Source organism: Novosphingopyxis baekryungensis DSM 16222, assembly GCF_000420305.1.
Classification (GTDB): domain Bacteria; phylum Pseudomonadota; class Alphaproteobacteria; order Sphingomonadales; family Sphingomonadaceae; genus Novosphingopyxis; species Novosphingopyxis baekryungensis.
The window spans coordinates 280,840-300,942 of sequence record NZ_ATUR01000005.1 but is presented as its reverse complement, the minus strand read 5'-3'; the positions used below and the strand labels follow the sequence as shown (position 1 = coordinate 300,942).

Annotated in this window: 15 protein-coding genes and 1 tRNA gene; 5 read left to right on the top strand and 11 right to left on the bottom strand. The window is 62.1% G+C overall.

All coding sequences use genetic code 11. The annotated features are described in order from the left end of the window. From G410_RS17750 to G410_RS0110585, 7 genes are all read right to left on the bottom strand, one after another. Positions 1-184 (bottom strand): transposase (locus tag G410_RS17750; protein ID WP_022673637.1); only part of this gene is annotated, 184 nt, incomplete at its 3' end. Between the two features lie 128 nt (positions 185-312). Beyond that, entirely contained in the window at positions 313-942 is a 630-nt protein-coding gene (locus G410_RS0110610) for a hypothetical protein (RefSeq protein WP_022673636.1), read from the bottom strand. Between the two features lie 471 nt (positions 943-1,413). Then, on the bottom strand, positions 1,414-2,085 hold the full coding sequence (locus G410_RS0110605) for a glutathione S-transferase family protein (protein WP_022673635.1): 672 nt from the start codon (positions 2,083-2,085) through the stop codon (positions 1,414-1,416). 164 nt (positions 2,086-2,249) lie between these two features. Continuing rightward, positions 2,250-2,474 (bottom strand): PEP-CTERM sorting domain-containing protein, encoded by a 225-nt coding sequence (locus tag G410_RS0110600; RefSeq protein ID WP_028971355.1) that lies wholly within the window; start codon positions 2,472-2,474, stop codon positions 2,250-2,252. Between the two features lie 107 nt (positions 2,475-2,581). Continuing rightward, entirely contained in the window at positions 2,582-7,108 is a 4,527-nt protein-coding gene (gene gltB / locus G410_RS0110595) for a glutamate synthase large subunit (protein ID WP_022673633.1), read from the bottom strand. 38 nt (positions 7,109-7,146) lie between these two features. Continuing rightward, positions 7,147-8,040: a DUF2059 domain-containing protein gene (locus G410_RS16380; RefSeq protein ID WP_156851930.1), complete on the bottom strand. Its 894-nt coding sequence runs from the start codon at positions 8,038-8,040 to the stop codon at positions 7,147-7,149. Further along, positions 8,037-9,482 carry an NAD(P)-dependent oxidoreductase gene (locus G410_RS0110585; RefSeq protein ID WP_022673631.1) on the bottom strand — a complete coding sequence of 482 codons (1,446 nt, stop codon included), beginning with the start codon at positions 9,480-9,482 and terminating at the stop codon, positions 8,037-8,039. Before G410_RS0110585 ends, G410_RS16380 begins: the two co-directional genes overlap by 4 nt. 214 nt (positions 9,483-9,696) lie before the next feature. Between G410_RS0110585 and G410_RS0110575 the strand changes: the two genes are divergently transcribed. After that, the gene (locus tag G410_RS0110575) at positions 9,697-10,542 is read left to right on the top strand and encodes an undecaprenyl-diphosphate phosphatase (RefSeq protein ID WP_022673629.1); all 846 of its coding nucleotides are present in this window, start codon (positions 9,697-9,699) and stop codon (positions 10,540-10,542) included. Positions 10,543-10,578: 36 nt separating this feature from the next. Here the strand turns inward: G410_RS0110575 and G410_RS0110570 are convergent, their stop codons facing one another. After that, the gene (locus G410_RS0110570; protein ID WP_022673628.1) at positions 10,579-11,520 is read right to left on the bottom strand and encodes a complex I NDUFA9 subunit family protein; all 942 of its coding nucleotides are present in this window, start codon (positions 11,518-11,520) and stop codon (positions 10,579-10,581) included. A 128-nt stretch (positions 11,521-11,648) separates the two neighbouring features. Between G410_RS0110570 and G410_RS0110565 the strand changes: the two genes are divergently transcribed. Continuing rightward, positions 11,649-11,734: transfer RNA gene (locus tag G410_RS0110565), tRNA-Leu, on the top strand. 165 nt (positions 11,735-11,899) lie between these two features. Next, positions 11,900-13,123 carry a tyrosine-type recombinase/integrase gene (locus G410_RS0110560; RefSeq protein ID WP_022673627.1) on the top strand — a complete coding sequence of 408 codons (1,224 nt, stop codon included), beginning with the start codon at positions 11,900-11,902 and terminating at the stop codon, positions 13,121-13,123. 136 nt (positions 13,124-13,259) lie between these two features. Here G410_RS0110560 and G410_RS0110555 read toward each other — a convergent pair whose 3' ends face one another. From G410_RS0110555 to G410_RS0110545, 3 genes are all read right to left on the bottom strand, one after another. Continuing rightward, positions 13,260-13,454 carry a DUF6961 family protein gene (locus G410_RS0110555; protein WP_022673626.1) on the bottom strand — a complete coding sequence of 65 codons (195 nt, stop codon included), beginning with the start codon at positions 13,452-13,454 and terminating at the stop codon, positions 13,260-13,262. Next, on the bottom strand, positions 13,445-13,996 hold the full coding sequence (locus G410_RS18310) for a thermonuclease family protein (protein ID WP_022673625.1): 552 nt from the start codon (positions 13,994-13,996) through the stop codon (positions 13,445-13,447). Before G410_RS18310 ends, G410_RS0110555 begins: the two co-directional genes overlap by 10 nt. A 64-nt stretch (positions 13,997-14,060) precedes the next feature. Next, positions 14,061-14,645 carry a lytic transglycosylase domain-containing protein gene (locus tag G410_RS0110545; RefSeq protein ID WP_022673624.1) on the bottom strand — a complete coding sequence of 195 codons (585 nt, stop codon included), beginning with the start codon at positions 14,643-14,645 and terminating at the stop codon, positions 14,061-14,063. Positions 14,646-14,783: 138 nt separating this feature from the next. On the opposite strand from G410_RS0110545, the gene G410_RS0110540 reads away from it, so the two are divergent. Then, a complete protein-coding gene (locus tag G410_RS0110540; RefSeq protein ID WP_022673623.1) occupies positions 14,784-15,692 on the top strand; it encodes a DUF7146 domain-containing protein in 909 nt (302 codons plus the stop codon). Positions 15,693-15,767: 75 nt separating this feature from the next. Next, positions 15,768-20,015, top strand: a complete 4,248-nt coding sequence (locus tag G410_RS0110535) for a strawberry notch family protein (protein ID WP_022673622.1) — start codon at positions 15,768-15,770, stop codon at positions 20,013-20,015. Positions 20,016-20,103 lie beyond the last annotated feature (88 nt).

Below are 20,103 nucleotides of genomic sequence, written 5' to 3'. Positions count from 1 at the left end.
GAAACTGGCGATAGACGCTCGACCACTTGCCGAACTCTTCAGGCAGATCACGCCAGGCAGCACCAGTGCGAGCAATCCAGAAAATGCCATCCAGAACAAGCCGGTGGTTGGAGGCAGGCCGACCGCCTTGCCCACGCACCGCCATCAAAAAGGGTTCAAAGAATGCCCACTCCGCATCCTCCATCAGCAACCGCGCCAAGATAACCTCCGCAAAAGCTATCTTGAATCACAACTCAGCCCGTTTGTGAATCCAGTTTGTCAACAGGGCCTAATCCCAGCCGATTCGAGTACTCGCCAACGCGGTGTTCTCACTTAAAGATCACATACCCAATCCCTCGGAGGCTCATCTAGGTAACTTATTTCGACATTGTAGCTATCTCCAGGCTTACTATCTTCGAACAACTGCGAAGGCGGCTCATCATCGGGAAATAAGAACGTGAATGGCATCTCGCCCCTACCATCCTCCGGCCTCCAAAGCGGAGGGACTGGTGCAGTTCCACGTGATGCGAACCAAGCTCGCCGGTAGTTCTCGATGAGCGCATTTCGCGTCTCTTGCCACCAAATATCGTCCGGCTTCCGATAACGCGTTTGTGCGTGCCGCAGCCCGTCTAGGGTCTTCGTGGCATAATCAATCAGTGGAACCGGAACGGGTGTGTGGAAATAAGTCTCCGATAACCCAATTTCGTTCGTGAACACCATCCGCACAATGTCCGGCATCGTATTCTGTTTAGCTAAGGACTTTACATTATCCTTAATCCTGTGAACCTGAACCTTCTTAAGAGGTCTACCTTCCCAGTTCTCGAGATATTCTCCGAGCTTCGCTTCCAAAAAGCATTTAAGCTCGAACGCGGCATAGAATAACCCGGCTTTTCTGCCTTCAATTATCCACCCCCTGCATCGAGCGAGATAGGCCCGGTCTGTCACCTTATAATCGTCTCGCATTCTGCCTCTTCCAATACCGGTCCCATTTGAGAGTACTTGCATTCCCCGTACTGTGAAAGATCTTCGTTGCTCTTACTTGCTCAAGTCCGCTCCCCATGCAGCCATTTGGTGTTAGCAAACTGAGAACGTGCGGATTCGCTTTCGATCAGCCACCCAGCTCGAAGTGGAGCGCGGGGTCCGCTTCGCTCCATTCCAAATCAGAAGCTGCCAGTCAGCTACCGGCCCACAAACTGTCGACAATCTTGGCAGCATTCCATGGCTGCTTTCACCCGAAAGCTTCCTCTCAACTACCGGCAACATGGAAAGGGTTCAAGATCATCGGCTCGCGCAGTCCGCACGAGCGGAGACGTTTTCAGGCCAGTACCAAGGGAACGGCGAGCACCGCCAATGGCTGAGAAGGCGCTGCAAACTCAGCAGCCGCGAATCTAGTCGAGTGCTGCCCAATCGCAAGCCTGAGCATCCCGTGGCTCGTCAGAAATCGACTTCTTCATAATGCGCCGGTGGCTTCACCACTTCCATGCGTTCGCTCAGTAGCGGGCGGAAGCTGGGGCGGCTTTTGAACATGGAATACCAGGCGCGGGTCTGTTCATGGCCGCTCCAGTCGATCCCGCCGAGATAATCGGCCACCGACAGCTGCGCGGCGGCGGCCAGATCGGCCAGGCTCAGGGTGGAGCCGGCCAGCCAGCTGCGATGGTCGATCAGATAATCGATATAATCGAGATGCGTGTTGGCCAGCTTCATCGCCTCGCGCAGCACCTTGGCATCGGGTGGCTGGCGGTGAACGAGGCGCTTGTGCATGCGCTCATGCATGAGCGGCGCGGTGACATCGCCATAAAACTGCTCATCGAACCAGGCGATCAGGCGGCGAATCTCGGCCCTATAAGCGCTGCTGCCGCTGATCATCTTGTTGCTGTCGACGGTTTCTTCGAAATATTCGCAGATCGCGCGGCTATCCGCGATCACCAGACCGCGCTCGCTGTCCTGAATCACCGGCGTACGGCCGGTCGGGTTCATGTCCAGAAATTCGTCCCGCTGGGCCCAGGGATTTTCCCGCTCCAGCTCATAGCCGACACCCTTTTCCGCCAGATGCAGGCGCACCTTGCGGGAAAAGGGACAGAGGGGAAATTGGTAGAGACGCCACATGGCCCGGCCTTAGCCAGCTGTCGATGGCGGGGAAAGGGGGAACGGGCAGGCGCGCACATATCCCCGCAATTTGTTCACGCCGCCACATGGCATGGGCAGCGCCATGGCTCGCCCGGCGAGCGCATGTAACAAGGGGAGCCGGTCGCCCGGCGCCCCAATGTGTTTTACTTGCTGGCCTTGCGGCGGCGCAGCGCGATGACGCCAGCGGCGGCACCGAACAGCAGGATCATGGGCGGTGCGGGCACATCGACAGCGCCGCCACCGGACGTGCTGCCACCACTTGTGGTACCGCCACCGGTGCCGGGATCGGTCGGCGTGGGGGACATGGCGGAGGCGGAGGTGGCCAGGCCCAGGCCAACAACAGCGGCCAACAGTTTCCAGTTCTTCATCGTCATACCCCTTGTCGTATCAGTTGATCCGTCAATAGCCGAAAGCTGCGATAGAGCAATAAGCGAAACCGGCCCGTATCACTATGGCACGCGCTGGCCGGCTTATCTTACTCCGCCGCCACCACGTTCTGCTCGGCATCGCTCAGCGGATGATCGAGCCGGCCGAGCATTTCCTTCGGGCAGATCTGCCAGAAGGCGCCGCGCGCGCGCTCCCAGTCTTCCAGGATGGCGGCGGCCCAGCGGCTGCCGGTCGCGGCGACATGCGCCTTGATCATGCCGTGCAGATGGTCTTCCCACCAGGCGCTCTCCAGCCGCTGCCAGACGATGCTGGACGGGTTGGCGCGCATCGGGAACACCGCCTCGGGATCATAGATGAACGCCATGCCGCCGGTCATGCCAGCACCGAAATTGCTGCCGGTCTGCCCAAGGATGACCGCCGTGCCGCCGGTCATATATTCGCAGCCATTGGCGCCGCATCCTTCGACCACCACCGATGCGCCCGAATTGCGCACGGCAAAACGTTCGCCCGCCTGCCCGGCGGCATAAAGCTGCCCGGCCGTGGCGCCATAGAGCACGGTGTTGCCGATGATGGAGTTTTGCTGCGTCTTCAGCGGAGAGCTGACGGTGGTGCGGACGATGATCTTTCCGCCGGACAGGCCCTTGCCGACATAATCATTGGCATCGCCGAACACTTCCAGCGTGATGCCCTGGCAAAGGAACGCGCCGAGCGACTGGCCCGCGCTGCCGCGCAGGCGCACCTGGATATAGTCGTCGTCCAGTTCCTTCATGCCGAAGACGCGGGTGACTTCGCTGCTGAGCCGCGTGCCGACCGCGCGGTGCGTGTTGCGCACCGTATAGGTCAGCTGCATCTTCTCACGCCGTTCGAACACCGGCCCGGCATCCTGCAGCATCAACGCGTCCAGACTGTCCGGCACCTCGTTGCGGAAGGTGTCGATCTTGAAGATGCGATGGGTATCGGGCGCGTCCACCTTGGCCAGGATCGGGTTGAGATCCAGATCGTCCAGATGCTCCGCGCCGCGGCTCACCTGACGCAGCAATTCGGTGCGCCCGATGATCTCGTTCAGGCTGGAGACGCCGAGTCGGGCGAGAATCTCGCGCACCTCCTCGGCAATGAAGGTCATCAGATTGATCACCTTCTCCGGGGTGCCGGTGAACTTCTCGCGCAGCTTCGGGTCCTGCACGCACACGCCGACGGGGCAGGTGTTGCTGTGGCACTGGCGCACCATGATGCAGCCCATGGCGACGAGGCTGAGCGTGCCGATGCCAAACTCTTCCGCGCCCAGGATGGCGGCGATCACGATGTCGCGTCCGGTCTTCAGGCCGCCGTCGGTGCGCAGCTTCACCCGGTGGCGCAGGCCGTTGAGGGTGAGCACCTGATTGACTTCGCTCAGGCCCATTTCCCACGGCGTGCCGGCATATTTGATGCTGGTCTGCGGGGATGCGCCGGTGCCGCCATTATGGCCGGCGATCAGGATCACATCGGCATGCGCCTTGGCCACGCCTGCGGCCACGGTGCCGATGCCGGCGGACGAGACCAGCTTGACGCAGACCCGCGCGCGCGGATTGATCTGCTTCAGATCGTAGATCAGCTGGGCCAGATCCTCGATCGAATAGATGTCATGATGCGGCGGCGGGCTGATCAGCGTGACGCCGGGGGTGGAGTGGCGCAGCTTGGCGATAAACTCGGTCACCTTGAAGCCGGGCAGCTGGCCGCCCTCGCCGGGCTTGGCGCCCTGCGCGACCTTGATTTCCACCTCTTCGCAGGCGCCCAGATATTCCGCGGTCACGCCGAACCGGCCCGAGGCGATCTGCTTGATCGCGCTGTTGGCATTGTCGCCATTGGCACGGGGCTTGAACCGTTCGGGGCTCTCGCCGCCTTCGCCCGACACCGCCTTGGCGCCGATGCGGTTCATGGCGATGGCCAGCGTCTCATGCGCCTCGGGGGACAGCGCGCCAAGGCTCATGCCCGGCGTCAGGAAGCGGCGGCGGATCTCGGTGACGGCTTCGACCTGGTCGACCGGCAGCGATTCCTTGGCGTAATTGAATTCCATCAGATCGCGCAGATAAACGGGATCGAGCGAGCGGACACCGGCGGAGAATTGCAGGTAGCTGGAATAGCTGTCCTTCGCCACGGCGGTCTGCAGCAGGTGCATCAGCTGCGCGGACCAGGCATGTTCCTCGCCGCCCGCGCGCTGCTTGTAGAAACCGCCGATCGGCAGTTTGGCGACCATGCTGTCGAACGCGGCCAGATGCCGGTCGGTCGCGTTGAGGTGCAGGGACATATAGCCCTCGCCCGAGATCTTGTTGGGCATGCCGGGGAACAGATCGTTCACCAGCGCGCGGCTGAGGCCCACCGCCTCGAAGTTATAGCCGCCGCGATAGCTGGAGATCACGGCGATGCCGAGCTTGCCGATGATCTTGAGCAGGCCATCGTCGATCGCGGTGCGGAAGTTGGCAAGGCAATCGTCCAGGGACAGATCGCCGAACAGGCCGCGGCCATGGCGTTCGGCAATCGCGGCCTCGGCCAGATAGGCGTTCACCGTGGTCGCGCCGACGCCGATGAGCACGGCGTAATAATGCGTGTCCAGACATTCGGCGGTGCGCACATTGATGGACGAAAAGGCGCGCAGGCCTTTGCGCACCAGGTGCGTGTGCACGGCAGCAGCGGCGAGCACCATGGGGATGGCGCAGCGGTCCGCGCTGATATTCTCGTCGGTCAGGAACAGCTCGGTCTGGCCGCCGCGCACGGCTTCCTCGGCCTCGCGACGGATGCGGGTGATGGCGGCGCGCAGTTCCTCGAACCCGGCATGCGGATCGAACGTGCAGTCGATCTCGCCCGCCAGCTTGCCGAACGCGCTTTTCAGCCGCGCCCAGTCCGCGCTGAGCAATACCGGGCTTTCCAGCACCAGGACGTGATCGTTCTGGTCCTGCTCGTCCAGGATATTGGCCAGGTTGGAAAAGCGCGTACGCAGGCTCATCACATGCCGTTCGCGCAGACTGTCGATCGGCGGATTGGTGACCTGGCTGAAATTCTGGCGGAAGAACTGGCTGATCAGTCGCGGCTTGTGGCTGATCACGGCCAGCGGGGTATCGTCGCCCATCGATCCGACGGCTTCCTTGGCCTGCTCGGCCATGGGCGAGAGGATCATCTCCATGTCCTCGATCGTCTGTCCGGCAGCCACCTGGCGGCGGGTCAGCTCGGCGCGGTCATAGCGCGGCAGATCCGGGCTATCGATCTCGGGCAGATCGTCGATGGTGCGAAAGCCTTTCACCAGCTCGGCATAGGGCTGCTCGGCGGCGACGCGATCCTTCAGTTCCCGGTCGGCGTACAGCTTGCCCTCGCCCAGATCGACGGCGATCATCTCGCCCGGTCCCAGCCGGCCCTTCTCAATGATATCGGGCTCCGGCAGCACCACCATGCCGCTTTCGGAGCCGACCACCAGCAGGCCATCGGACGTGCGGCTGTAGCGCAGGGGGCGCAGCGCGTTGCGGTCCACGCCCGCCACCGCCCAGCGGCCATCGGTCATGCATAGCGCCGCCGGGCCGTCCCACGGCTCCATCACGCTGGCCATATATTCGTACATCGCCTTGTGCTCGGCAGGCAGATCGACCGAGGCCTGCCAGGCTTCGGGGATCATCGTCAGCTTGGCGGTGGGCGCTTCCTTGCCTGAGCGGATCAGCGTTTCGAACACCGCGTCCATCGATGCCGTGTCGGATGCGCCCGCCGGGATCACCGGCTTGATCTCGTCCGAGGCGTCGCCGAACGCGATGCTGGCCATGCGGATCTCATGGCTCTTCATCCAGTTGCGGTTGCCGCGGATGGTGTTGATCTCTCCATTATGGGCCAGCGCGCGGAACGGCTGGGCCAGCCACCATTGCGGAAAGGTGTTGGTGGAATAGCGCTGGTGGAAGATCGCCACGCGGCTTTCGAACCGCTCATCCTGCAAATCGGGATAGAAGACCGACAAGCTCTCGGCCAGGAACAGGCCCTTGTAGACGATCGAGCGGCAGGACAGGCTGCAGACATAGAAGTCCGCGATCTGCGCTTCGATCACCTTCCGCTCGATGCGGCGGCGCACGATGTAGAGGTCCTTTTCGAACTCCTCGAGTGTCTCTTCCTCCGGCAGCGGCCCGGCGATCATGATCTGCTCGATCTCCGGCCGGGTGATCTGGGCCTTGCGCCCGATCACCGACGGATCGACCGGCACCTGCCGCCAGCCATAGATGGTGTAGCCGGACGCGATCAGCTCGCTCTCGACGATCATGCGGCAGCTGTCCTGCGCATTGAGATCGGTGCGCGGCAGGAACACCATGCCCACGGCCAGCCTGTTCGGCAGTACGCGGTGGCCGCTGTCGGCAATCGCATCGTCGAAGAACCGCTCGGGCAGATCGACCATGATGCCCGCGCCGTCGCCGGTCTTGCCATCGGCATCCACCGCGCCGCGATGCCACACCGCGCGCAACGCCTCGATCGCCGCCGTCACCACACGGCGGGAGGGCTTGCCGGAAATCTCGGCGACGAGGCCGGTGCCGCAGGCATCGCCCTCCATATCGGGACGGTACATGCCCTCTTCGGCAATGCGGTTGCGTTCGGCTTGGTTGTCGTGGCTCATGATTGTTGCTTTGCAGTTCGGGTGCGTTCGTGTCTTGATCAGGTGTCGATGCCGGTACCGTTCGACAGGTCGGCGGCTTCACCATCGTCCTGCTGCATCATTCCGTCGGTCGGCGGATCGGACAATTCGTCCTCTTCCACGCCGAGCAGATCGGCCAGTCTGGCGCGTTCGGCATCGCTCAGATCGGCCATCGTCCGGGCCGGCGGAAGGGCATCGTCGCTTTCCAGTGCGGCCATCATCTCGGGCAGGCGAGACATCATCTTCGGCATCATCTCTGCCGTGGCCGCCATCATCTCCGGATCGGCAAAGATCAGATAGCTGTCGGCGGCAAAGGCGCTTCCGGCGGGGGTCGCGAAAAAGTCGCGCGTGGCGGCAAGCTGTTCCAGCGTAAAGCGTGATGCATAGGCGCGGCCCAGCCCCTCGCGCATCACCGGCTCCATTTCACCCGCCATCGACGCCATGAAGGTGGTCACGCCGTCGATCATCCGCGTCATGCGTTGTTTATAATAGGGGTCGATAATGTCCATCACCTGCGCGATGGTGGTGTCACCCAGCTCAGCCGCTTCATCGGGAGACAGCCCACCGACCTGCGCCAGAACGGAGAGCGGCATTTGCTGCATCGTGCCGTCGAGCATCTTGCCCGCCATGCCCATGCTCGATGCCATCATCTCCTGCATCACGCCATCCGGCAGAACCTTGTCGGCAAGCTGCACGCCAAGGGCGAGACGTTCGGGATCGACCGGCGGCAACTCGGCGCGCATCTCTTCTGCCATGCCCGAGAACATCTGCGTAAACAGTTCCTGCGCGGCCGCTGCGCCGTCCGAAGGGCGTTCCTCGCCATCCTGGGCTTCGGCCACGGCCAGATCGTTCTGCGCTGCCGCCGGAGCGGCCAGAGCCAGCGTTGCAGCGATCATCATAGCGGATGTTCTCATGCCGCTTTCCTCGTCTCCGCGCGCTTGGCCCGCAGATAGGCGTGCATCGTCTCGCTGACCTCGCGCCCGTCGCGGATCGCCCAGACCACCAGGCTGGCACCGCGCACGATGTCGCCCGCGGCGAACACGCCGTCGATGCTGGTCATCATCGTCTCATGGTCGATACGCAGCGTGCCCCAACGCGTGACGGACAATTCCTCCGCGCCGAACATCGTCGGCAGATCCTCGGCCTCGAAGCCCAGCGCCTTGATGACGAGGTCCGCCTCCAGCGTGAAATCGCCTGCCGGATCGGGCTCGGGCGAGCGGCGACCGCTGGCATCGGCCTGGCCCAGCTTCATCTTGGTGCCGCGCAGGATGTTGACGTTGCCGCTGTCATCGGCCTCGAACGCGGTCGGGCCGCTCAGCCAGACGAACTCGACGCCCTCTTCCTCGGCATTGGCAACCTCGCGCTGCGATCCGGGCATATTGTCCCGGTCCCGCCGGTACAGGCATTTGACCGATTTTGCGCCCTGCCGGATGGCGGTGCGCACGCAGTCCATCGCAGTATCGCCGCCGCCGATGACGACGACATGCTTGTTCGCGGCGTTGAGCGATCCGTCATCCCAGGCGGGCACGCTGTCGCCAAAGCCCTTGCGGTTGGACGTGATCAGGAAATCGAGCGCGGGGACGATGCCGCCATGGCCGCTGCCCGGTGCCTTCAGGTCGCGCGCCTTGTAGACGCCCGTCGCGATCAGGATTGCGTCATGCTTCTCGCGCAGCTCTTCCAGCGTGGCATCCTCGCCCACCGAAAAGCCTTCGTGAAAGACGATGCCACCATCCTTCAGCCGGTCGACGCGGCGCATGACCACATCCTTTTCCAGCTTGAAGCCGGGGATGCCATAGGTCAGCAGGCCGCCGCCGCGATCATGCCGGTCATAGACATGCACCTCATAACCCGCGACGCGCAGATATTCGGCGGTGGCAAGGCCCGCTGGCCCTGCGCCGATCACGCCGACCGACTGGCCGCGATCCGGCCCCGGTTGCACCGGCTCCACCCAGCCTTCGGCCCAGGCGGTGTCGGTGATATATTTTTCGACCGATCCGATGGTGACCGCGCCATGGCCGGAAAATTCGATCACGCAATTGCCTTCGCACAAGCGGTCCTGCGGGCAGATGCGCCCGCAGATTTCCGGCATGGTGCTGGTCATATTGCTCATCTCATAGGCTTCGCGCAGCCGCCCCTCGGCGGTCAGGCGCAGCCAGTCCGGGATATGATTGTGCAGCGGGCAGTGCACCGAACAATAGGGCACCCCGCATTGGGAGCAGCGCGCGGACTGGTCTTCCGCCGTATCGCGCGCATAGCGATCCGCGATCTCGCGGAAATCCTGCGCGCGGGCGTCTGGGGTGCGCTTGTCGGGATAATGTTGTTCCCGCTGAACGAACTGGAGCATTTTGTCAGCCATGCCGACCAGATAGGCAAAGCAGGCCGCTCTGTCAGCCGCTTTCCGACAAGAAGGTAAGAATAACTGTCGTTAAATGAGCAGAAAATGCTTTGCCGAGCAACATTTGAACGCCAGGCCGGAAAATATATGGCCGATGCGGACCAATTTAGCCATGCTGACATTCCTGGCCGCTTTGCTAAAGCGCCATGCACCGTAACATAGCCGCAGGCCCAGCATGACCTTCCTCCAGATGCTTCTCATCGCCATCGTTCAGGGCGTGACCGAATTTCTGCCGATCAGTTCCTCCGGGCATCTCATCCTGCTGCCGATCTTCACCGGTTATGAGGATCAGGGCCCGATGATCGATATCGCGGTGCATGTCGGATCGCTGCTGGCCATCATCAGCTATTTCTTTCGCGATGTGGCCGGGCTGGCGCGCGGCGGTTTCGCCACCGTCGGCATCGGCAAGGCGCCCAAGGAAAAGAAGCTGTTCTGGTGGATCATCATCGGCACCATCCCGGCGGTGCTGGTGGGCCTGGCGATCAAGACCGGCATGCTCAACGGCGTGTTCCAGACCATGTTCAATCTGCAGATCAAGAATGACGATCTGCTGGAATCGCTCCGCCTGACCCATCTTATTGCCGTCAACCTGATCGTCTACGGCATCCTGCTGGGGCTGGCCGACAAATTTGGCCGCAAGACCCGCAGCTTCGAGGATGTGCGCCTGATCGACGGTCTGCTCGTCGGACTGGCGCAGTCGCTCGCGCTAATCCCCGGCACCAGCCGTTCCGGCGTGACCATGACCATGGCCCGCACATTGGGCTTCGCCCGTGTCGAGGCGGCACGCTTTTCCTTTCTGCTGTCGATCCCGGCCATTGCCGGGGCCGGCATCCTCATCGTCCCCGATCTGCTGAACGCCGATCCGGCGCTGCTCATGTCAGCGCTCATCACCGGGGGGCTGACGTTTCTGGCCGCGCTGGGGACGATGGTGTTTCTCATGCGCTTCCTGAAAAACGCATCGATGATGGTGTTTGTTGTGTACCGGGTGCTGATGGGCGCGGCGCTGCTCTACTTTTTCTAAGAGCCACGCCCTTGCCCGACGGGACGGGGAGGGGGCTCAGGCCGCGCGTGCCTTGCCCCCGAACCGCCCATGCTTGCGATATTTGACCAGATAGTCCGGCGCCACGGCAATCAGCGGCGTGGGCTTGCGGCCAAGATCCTCCAGCGTCAGCGCGCCGTCTGCTACCACATTGTCATGGCCAAGCATGGTCAGCTGATCTTCGGTGATCGGCGGGTTGGGTAACCAGCGCGTGCCAAGCGTCAGGCCGAAGGCGACGGCATGCGGCACCTCGACGTAAAGACGTTCCTTGCCGATCTGCTCGCCGATCCAGCGGTTGAGCTCCAGCATGCTGAGCACCTCAGGGCCGCCCAGTTCATAGGTCTTGCCGCGATGGGCGCTGTGCTGATCCAGCGCGATCAGGATCGCCGCGGCCACATCGCCGGCGAACACCGGCTGGAACTTCGCCTTCGCGCCGATCACCGGCACCACCGGCAGGACGCGAATCATCCCGGCGAATCGGTTCACGAAATTATCGTCCGGGCCGAATATGATCGAAGGGCGCATGATGGTGGCATCGGGATAGGCCTTGCGCACGCGCTGTTCGCCTTCGCCCTTGGTCTGCCCGTAAATGCTGTCGCTGTCGGGATCGGCACCGATCGCGGAGACGTGGATCAGCGCTTCCACGCCCAGCTCCGCCGCCGCCGATGCGATATTGGCCGCGCCGTCGCGGTTCACCTCTTCGCCGCGATCGGCAAAGGCACCGCACAGATTGATGATCGCATGGCTGCCCCGCGCCGCGCGCAAGGCGCTGACTTTCTTGGTAATATCGCAGGAAACGAACTGCACCTGGCCAAGCCCGCCCATCGGCTTGATGCCCACCGCATTCGATGGATCACGCTCGGCAATGCGGATGCGGTAGCCTGCCTCAAGCAGATCCTCGCACACATAACGGCCCAGAAAACCGCCGCCGCCAAAAATCGTGACCATCTTGTTCTGCATGATATTCCCTATGTTCACGGCTGCACGCCGCCTTGTGACGCAATGTTTCTATACCAATCCACCAACAGCATGAAAGCTCCGCATTGACATTGGCGCAGCACAGGTTAGGACGCGCCTTCCCGTAAGGGGCCCAGATGGCGGAATGGTAGACGCGCTAGCTTCAGGTGCTAGTGATCGCAAGGTCGTGGAGGTTCGAGTCCTCTTCTGGGCACCATTTGTTCTTCTCACGTTCTCCCAAATAATCTATAAAACCCGCAGAAATCCTAGGGATTTGGCCCTTGGATCGTTCCGGATCGTCCCGCCTATTCTCGGGGGTTCCAGACACTTTTGTGGGCCTTTTGAGGCCGTTTCGCAAAGGCCCAGATAAAAAGGCCCCCACATGCCGCTGACAGACACTCGCCTCCGCGCTCTCAAGCCCAAGGATAGGCCGTACAAGGTAACCGACGAGCGCGGCCTGTATGTTGAGGTCACGCCGACCGGCAGCAAGCTTTGGCGATTCCGATACCGGATCGGCGGTGCGCAAAAGAAGCTCTGTATCGGCAGCTATCCCGACATCAGCCTCAAGCAAGCGCGAGATGCGGCCTACGAGGCACGACGAGCTGTTGCTTCTGGAGGCGACCCGGCCTTTGAGAAGCGGAAGCGGAAAATCCGCGCAGAATTCCTTTCTGCACAGACGTTCGAGGCAGTCGCACGTGAGTATATTGAACAGATGATGGTCCAGAATGGCCGCGCCGATGGCACGATCGTCAAGGCCAACTATTTTCTCGACAAGCTTGCGCCTGCCATCGGGAACCGACCCATCCACGAGATCGAGCCGTTCGAAGTCCTGGCTCCTCTCAAGCGACTGGAAGCCACTGGCAAGCACGAGACTGCGAAGAAATGCCGGTCGTTCGCAGGCCGGGTGTTTCGCTACGGTGTCGCAACGACCCGTTGCAAATCCGATCCGACCAGTATGCTGAAGGGTGCTCTCGTCACGCCGAGAGCCAAGCACTATGCAGCAATCCTCGAGCCCACTGAGCTAGGCGGGCTGCTGCGGGCAATCGACGACTTCACTGGGTACATGGTGACGAAGTTGGCTCTGCAGATCGCGCCGCATGTATTCGTGCGCCCCGGCGAACTCCGGCACGCGGAATGGCATGAGATCGACCTTGTCGATGGGGTCTGGAAGATCCCTGCTGGTAAGATGAAAGCACGCCGAGCGCATGCCGTCCCGCTTTCCAAGCAGGTTAGAGGCTATCTCACTGACCTGGCCGAGATGCTCGGGCGCGAAGGATATGTTTTCCCCTCTGCGCGCAGTTCCAGGCGTCCTATGAGTGAAAACACGCTCAATGCCGCATTCCGTCGCATGGGATACTCGAAGGAAGAAGTCACCGCGCACGGACTCCGGGCGACAGCATCGACATTCCTGAACGAGTCGGGACTTTGGAATCCGGATGCAATCGAGCGTGCCTTGGCACATGGCGACAGCAATGTTGTGCGGGGCATCTACCATCGCGGCAAGCACTGGGACGAGCGCGTGCGAATGGCTCAATGGTGGAGCGACTACCTCGATGAGCTCCGGACAGGAGGAAGGGTCATCCAGGGCAAGTTTGCGAAGGGTTGATCGGCAGAACGAATTTCTTCTCAGCCAGTGCAGGATTGAATGCTCAGGATCAGCCCCACCACGGACACTGACGCCAGCAAGCCGAACTCAATTCTGATGCCCCAGATTCGAAGCCAATTCCGCATCGTGCCGAGCCTCAGTTCGTAGAGCTTTGGCAGCCAAGCTGATCGAAGCGCTCAGCAACAGTTTTCCACGTTGCTATGCCTGCCTCGTCTCCTTCGTTGGATAACCGCTGGATTTGCTGCGCGATATATGCGGTTCCCTCTTCGCCATGGTTCTTTTCGACCCAGAGCGCGACCGCCCACAATTCCTGATCGCGGTTCAGCACCATGGTTCACGTCTCCCGGTCCAGGTTCGCGCCAGCCCTTCGCTGACCAGCTGATCGCCAAGCGAGCGGCCGCCGCGCGTTACAACCCGCAGTTTACGGCCGTACTGATCTTCATCTCTGCTCCCGATGGTCCTCAGTTCAAAGGGCCCGTCATTGAGCAGTTCGACAAGGCGGTGCGTCGCACGCATGCCTAGTTGGTATTCATAGTCGCAACGAGGCTCGCTAATCTCGGGAGTGTCGATGTCGGCAATGCGGATCTTCACACCATCAAGCCAGAAAGTATCTCCATCCACGACGCATGTGCGCCGGATGGATCCGCAGATGTCGAATTGTGGGGAGCTCGCTTGCTGGAATAAAGCCTGAGGCTGCTGATCGTCGTTAGCAAGGCTGGCATCATGGACTGGCCAGTTGAGTGCCAGCATCCCTCCAGCAAATACGATCGCGAATGCTCCCAAACCCAACGCAATCTCCTTTCTCAGCTTCCGGCGCTTCTGTGCCTTCAACGCCTTGCGAAAGTCGAACGGTTCACCGGGCGTCTCATTCACTAGCGTTGTCCGTCTTCATTCCGGCACATGATCTCAGACAATAGCCAGAAATCAGGCAGTTTCGTCAATTGTACGTACCAATTGCTTGCCAACGTCCCAACACAGACCGGACATATTGCGGCGTTTCACCATTCTTCGGAATGCCGCGTGATCGGGAGACGGCACCTGGGCCCGCATTATAAGCAGCCAAGGCCAGGTGGACAGCGTCGAACCGGTCCAACATATCGCGAAGATACCGGGCACCACCGTCGATCGATGCAAGAGGGTCATGACGGTTACGGACGCCCAGTTCTCGCGCCGTGGCCGGCATAAGCTGAGCCAGCCCGGCAGCACCGGCTGGACTCACAGCCATCGGATTGAAGCGGGATTCAGCCCAGATGAGAGCCCGAAGCAGGTTGGTCGGAAGCCCGTACCGGCGCTCGGCCTCGGCTATTGCCGCCATATACAGACCCTCCCGGTAGGACACGTCCGCTGGCCCGGCTTGGTAGATTGCAGGAAGATATTGCCTTGCCGGCTGCTGGTCCGTCTTCGGTGGAACGATCGCGTGCTCGAACAAGGTGAAATCCTGGGCGCGGACTTGCTGAGAGGAGGTGGCGATCATTCCCAAACAGGCGACCGCTATCGCGGTCTGACGATTGAGGCAGGTCATCTCGAGTGGTGCTCCATTGATTCGAATCGAGATAGAACATAAAGAGAACATATACCTGTAGGAAAGCAGCGAATGCCTGCCTTTGGAAGAGGAGAGGAACGCTGATTAGGGGGGCACTTTGCATGCTGAGGAGCTCGCATGTCCCTGTCTGTCCAAGCTCATCCCAACCGGTCGCTTGCCGAGACCGCCCGTCTTATTTGCGAATCGCGAGGGGGCAAATGGTCCGGCACAAGGGGCATGGCCTGTTGCCCTGCGCATGATGACCGCACGCCGTCACTCGGTGTGTCGCTCGGCCGACAGGCCATCCTCTTCCACTGTTTCGCGGGATGCGATCAGCAGAGCGTGCTGGCTGCTTTGGCGCGTGAAGGCTTCGACGCGATCTCGCTTTTCTCTGGGTCTACGACTGCTGACCTTCCCGAGCCGGCCAGCACGCGCAAACCCTCGGCGGCGGCGCTACGGATCTGGCGCGATGCACAGCCACTGCGTGCCAGTCCGGCAAAGGCATACCTTGAGAGCCGCGGCATCCTCGCTGCATCGCAGGCGCTGCGCTTCCATCCACGAACGCCGCTTGGTCCGAAGGGACGGACCCGCTTTCTGCCTGCCATGATTGCGGCGGTCAGCCTCGACGAGGGGCCGATCGCCATCCATCGCACGTTCCTTTCGGGCAATGCCAAGGCCGATTTCGAAAAGCCGAAGCGCGCGCTAGGCGCGCTCGGTGAAGCCGCTGTCCGCCTCTTCGCTCCGGTTTCCGGCAAGCTTGGCCTTGCCGAAGGGATCGAGAGCGCGATGTCGGCCTATGCTCTCACCGGTATTCCCGTCTGGGCGACCCTGGGCAATGAGCGCTTCGGCCTCGTGAGCGTGCCCGAGAGCGTGACCGAACTCCATCTCTTCGTCGATCATGATGCTGGCGGCGAGCTGGCCGCGTCGCGTGGCCTGGCGGCTTATGCCCGCGATGGGCGGACGATCCAGGTCCGCAAGCCAGCCTCCCACGATACCGATTGGAACGACGAACTCACGGCATGGCTGCGCCGCAAGGCGGCGCCGTAGAGGAGAGAGGGCTTCTCGAATTCCTGATCCAGCAGCGGGCGTGTCCCGATGCCTTCATCAGGAGGACGAATTGCCATGTTTCAATCAGACCTGTTTCCCACCGGCGAGCAGTTGCCGTCCATGCCCTTGGCCTATGCCATTGGCACCCGAGTTTCCGCGCTTCTTGCTTCGGGACGTCATCTTACCCGTACCGACATTTCCGGGCTGTTCGCCGAAGAGACCGGTGTTCTGGACTGGGGAGGTGCCTGGACGATCGACGACTACAACAGCGCGGTCGAGATCGGGGCGCTGCTCTGGCTTCGCGAGTCTTCGCGCATAGATCTGGCGACCAGCGTGCACGAAGCCAAAGCGCGCTTGGACTGGCTCGAAGCAGCCTTGCCGCCGCGGCATGTGCGCAGCGAAGCACAGGTTGAGCTCCAGCAGTTCTCGACCCCGCCAATGCTGGCCTGGCTTATGGCGAAGGCCGCAGCTGTCTCTGCGCAAGACACGCTTCTCGAACCGTCCGCAGGCAATGGCGCCCTTGCGCTCTGGGGCAGCGTCCAGAACGCCTCGTTGGTCCTCAACGAGATCGATCCGGCAAGACGAGACGGGCTGGGCCATATCGTCCCCACAGCCACGATCACTGCGCAAGACGGGGAACTGATCGCCGACCTGCATCGCGGCCCTGTTCCGTCGGTCGTGTTGATGAACCCGCCATTCGCCCGAAGCCAGGAACGCGGCAAGGACGGCGAGACGGCGCAGCGCCACCTTCGTAGTGCAATCCGGGCCGCTGCCAATAGGGCGAGGATTGTTGCGATCATGCCCGAAGGATTCGATGCTTCCACGTTCGCCAAAGCACAGGACGAAGCGTCGCTCCTGCTCAATGTCCGCTTGGAGCAGATGTTTCGCCGGACAGGGACGGGGATTGCCGTTCGCCTGGTCGTGTTCGACAAGACGCAGACTGCGTCCGCGCCAGTTATCACCGGAGATACAGGCGACCTGATCGCGCTCCACGAGCTGCTCACCGCGCTTCCGCCGCGCGTACAGACCTCCACCAACATCCATCGCCTGCCAGTCGGTAGGCCAGTGTCCCTCGGGGCGAAGACCTCAATGTATCGAGCGCCAGTCCGCCCGGTAGCACCATTCGCGGGGACTCCTGCACTCAGAGCAACTGCGATCGAGCTGACCTATTCGGTCCTTGCCGAACCTGCGCCGGTGTCTGAACAAACAGGCATCTACCTGCCCTACCGGCCCAGCCGCATCGCGTTCGAGGATGCGCTGGTACATCCCACCCCGCTCGTGGAATCGGTCGCGATGGGCTCGGTCGCGGCGCCGCAGCCGGAAGTGCGGCCACGTCTCCCCACCAACTGGCAGGCCGATGGCCTTTTATCCGAGGCTCAGTGCGAGACACTGGTCTACGCTGCCCAGGCATTTGCGCGCGATCTTCCGGGTCAATTCAAGGTGAGCCAGGAAGGCACCTCGCTGGAACTCTCCGAGGACGGACACTCCTACCGCCAAGGCTTCTTCCTCGGCGACGGAACCGGAGCGGGCAAGGGACGGCAGATCGCAGCAGTCATTATGGATCGCTGGCTCTCAGGCGAGCGACGTCATGTTTGGATCACCAAGAACGAGGCGCTGCTCGAAGATGCACGCCGCGACTGGGAAGCGCTCGGTGGGTTGCCGCTCGACATCCAGCCACTCTCACGCTGGAAACTCGGCCAACTTGTAACGATGTTCGAAGGCATCCTCTTCGTCACCTACCCGACGCTGCGCTCGGGGCGCGCCGAGGATACGCGGCTCGACCAGATCCTTGCCTGGGCGGGCGAGGATTTCGACGGCGTGATCGCTTTCGACGAAGCCCACGCCATGGCTAATGCGCTTGGGGGCTCTTCAACCCGGGGCAAGGTCAAGGGCTCCGAACAAGGCATGGCGGGCCTCAGGCTGCAGAACCATCTCTCGCGCGCCCGCGTGCTCTATGCTTCGGCCACCGGCGCTTCGGATATTGCCAACCTCGGTTACACCTCACGGCTTGGCCTGTGGGGACCCGAGACCGCCTTTCCGACCCACGAGGCGTTCATGACCGAGATCCGCGCCGGGGGCGTCGCGGCGATGGAGCTCGTTGCCCGGGACCTCAAGGCCCAGGGTCTCTATCTCGCCCGTGCGCTGTCCTTCGCCGGGGTCGAGTACGAGATCCTCGAACACAAGCTGACCAAAGCGCAGGTCAAAATCTATGATGCCTATGCCGAGGCCTGGGCAATCATTCACCGCAACCTCGAGGCTGCGCTCGAAGCAACCCGCGTGGTCGACGAGGACAGCGGCGATACGCTCAATCGCAACGCCAAAGCGGCAGCGCTGTCGATCTTCGAAGGCACCAAGCAGCGCTTCTTTGCCCAGCTCCTGCTTTCGATGAAACTGCCGAGCCTGATCCCCGCGATGGAAGCGGCGCTTAGTGAAAACCATTCGGTTGTCGTGCAGCTGGTCTCGACCGCCGAGGCTATGCTCGACCGGCGTCTCGCCGACCTCTCCGACGAAGAACGCGAAGCGCTCGATATCGATCTGTCCCCGCGTGAATACGTCATCGACTACCTCGCCAAGAGCTTCCCGGTGCGATTGATGCAGGTCTTCGCCGACGAGGATGGCAATCTTCGCTCCGAGGCGATGAGCGACGAGGACGGCAATCCCGTTTTGTGTCCTCGCGCGGAGGCCGCGCGCGATGCGCTGATCGAACAGCTCTGCGCGTTACCGCCCATCGCAACAGCGCTCGATGCGATCATCGAGCACTTCGGAACCGAAGCCGTGGCCGAGGTCACAGGCCGAACCCGCAGGCTGGTCCTGGGGCGCGACGGTCAACAACGCCTCGAACGGCGAAGCCCCAGTGCCAATATCGCCGAAGCGCAAAGCTTTTTGGAAGGAACCAAGCGCATCCTGGTCTTTTCCGACGCAGGCGGCACGGGGCGTTCCTACCATGCCGACCTTCATGCGAAGAACCAGCAGCGCCGGGTCCATTTCCTGCTCGAGCCGGGCTGGCGCGCCGACAACGCCATCCAGGGTCTCGGTCGTACGAACCGCACCAACCAAGCCTCGGCCCCGCTGTTCCGCCCGGTAACCACCGACGTGAAGGGAGAACGCCGCTTCATATCGACCATCGCGAGAAGGCTCGACGCATTGGGCGCGCTGACGCGCGGCCAGCGCCAGACCGGCGGGCAGAACCTGTTCGACCCGGCAGATAATCTCGAAGGCGACTACGCACGCGATGCGCTCAGCCGCTGGTTCCAGCTGCTCTATGACGGCAATCTCGAGGCCACCACATTCGGTACCTTCGTCGAGCGCACAGGCCTCCGGCTCGAAAACCCCGACGGCGGATTGACCGACAATCTCCCCACGATCCAGCGCTGGCTCAACCGCATTCTCGCGCTGCCGATCGCGCTCCAGAATGCGATCTTCGATGAATACCTTGGTCTCGTCGAAGCGCGGATCGAAGCCGCGCGCGAAGCCGGAACGCTTGACCGGGGACTGGAAACCGTCAGGGTCGATCGCTTCAGGGTTCTCGCCGATGAACTCCTGCGCACCGACCCCGTGACCGGAGCGGAGACCCGCCTCGTCTCGCTCGAAGTGACCAGGCACCTTCGGCCTCTGCGATTGCAGCGCCTGGTGCGGATGCACGAGATCGGCAGCCCGCACGCGATCCCGATGCACAATGCGCGCTCGGGCAAGGTCGCGCTGTCGGTTCCGGCCCGGCGGCTCATTGCCGACGACGGGGCTGTGATCGAACGACGACGCCTGCTGCGCCCGCTCAAGTCCGCGAACTGGACGCTTGAGGCACTCGGTGAAAGCCATTGGGAAGAAATTGGCGTCAGCGCGTTCACCGGCGCCTGGCGGGCCGAGGAAGAGGAGGCTGCTGTTTCACCGGTGACCGAGCGCGTCCATCTCGCCACCGGGCTGCTGCTTCCGGTCTGGAAGCGCCTGCCCGGTGATCATGTCCGCGTCACCCGGCTCGTTGCCGAGGACGGCCAGTCGATCATCGGACGCGAAGTGCTCGATATCGATCTCGCCGCGATCGCCGATACCTTTTGCCTCTCCGGAGTTACTGCACCATCGGCTGAGCAGATCGGCGACCTGGTCCTCTCAAGCGGAAAGCCGCTGGTCCTCGCAAGCCACGATGCCTTGACCATCAAGCGATCGCTGGTCGGCGGCGAACAGCGCCTTGAACTGACCGGTTTCTCGCCGGATCGCCTCGACTGGTACAAGAACAAGGGCTGCTTCACCGAGATCATCCGCTACCGCACGCGGCTGTTCGTCCCGGTGTCGAAAGCCTCGTCGGTCCTCCCCGCGCTTGCCGCCTGATCCCTCGGGCAGACCCCAATCTCAGAATGAGAGTGGAGGGAGCCCTTTGGGCTTGTGCGCCTCGTGATCCTCACCTGCGCCTTCATTC

Excerpts from the sequence above, each read along its gene's own strand:
- G410_RS0110575 (WP_022673629.1), top strand. The coding sequence starts at position 9,697 with ATGACCTTCCTCCAGATGCTTCTCATCGCCATCGTTCAGGGCGTGACC.
- G410_RS0110545 (WP_022673624.1), bottom strand. The coding sequence starts at position 14,645 with ATGACCTGCCTCAATCGTCAGACCGCGATAGCGGTCGCCTGTTTGGGA.
- G410_RS0110600 (WP_028971355.1), bottom strand. The coding sequence starts at position 2,474 with ATGAAGAACTGGAAACTGTTGGCCGCTGTTGTTGGCCTGGGCCTGGCC.
- G410_RS0110555 (WP_022673626.1), bottom strand. The coding sequence starts at position 13,454 with ATGGTGCTGAACCGCGATCAGGAATTGTGGGCGGTCGCGCTCTGGGTC.
- G410_RS0110570 (WP_022673628.1), bottom strand. The coding sequence starts at position 11,520 with ATGCAGAACAAGATGGTCACGATTTTTGGCGGCGGCGGTTTTCTGGGC.
- G410_RS0110610 (WP_022673636.1), bottom strand. The coding sequence starts at position 942 with ATGCGAGACGATTATAAGGTGACAGACCGGGCCTATCTCGCTCGATGC.
- G410_RS0110535 (WP_022673622.1), top strand. The coding sequence starts at position 15,768 with ATGTTTCAATCAGACCTGTTTCCCACCGGCGAGCAGTTGCCGTCCATG.
- G410_RS16380 (WP_156851930.1), bottom strand. The coding sequence starts at position 8,040 with ATGAGAACATCCGCTATGATGATCGCTGCAACGCTGGCTCTGGCCGCT.
- G410_RS0110605 (WP_022673635.1), bottom strand. The coding sequence starts at position 2,085 with ATGTGGCGTCTCTACCAATTTCCCCTCTGTCCCTTTTCCCGCAAGGTG.
- G410_RS0110540 (WP_022673623.1), top strand. The coding sequence starts at position 14,784 with ATGTCCCTGTCTGTCCAAGCTCATCCCAACCGGTCGCTTGCCGAGACC.
- gltB (WP_022673633.1), bottom strand. The coding sequence starts at position 7,108 with ATGAGCCACGACAACCAAGCCGAACGCAACCGCATTGCCGAAGAGGGC.
- G410_RS0110560 (WP_022673627.1), top strand. The coding sequence starts at position 11,900 with ATGCCGCTGACAGACACTCGCCTCCGCGCTCTCAAGCCCAAGGATAGG.
- G410_RS0110585 (WP_022673631.1), bottom strand. The coding sequence starts at position 9,482 with ATGGCTGACAAAATGCTCCAGTTCGTTCAGCGGGAACAACATTATCCC.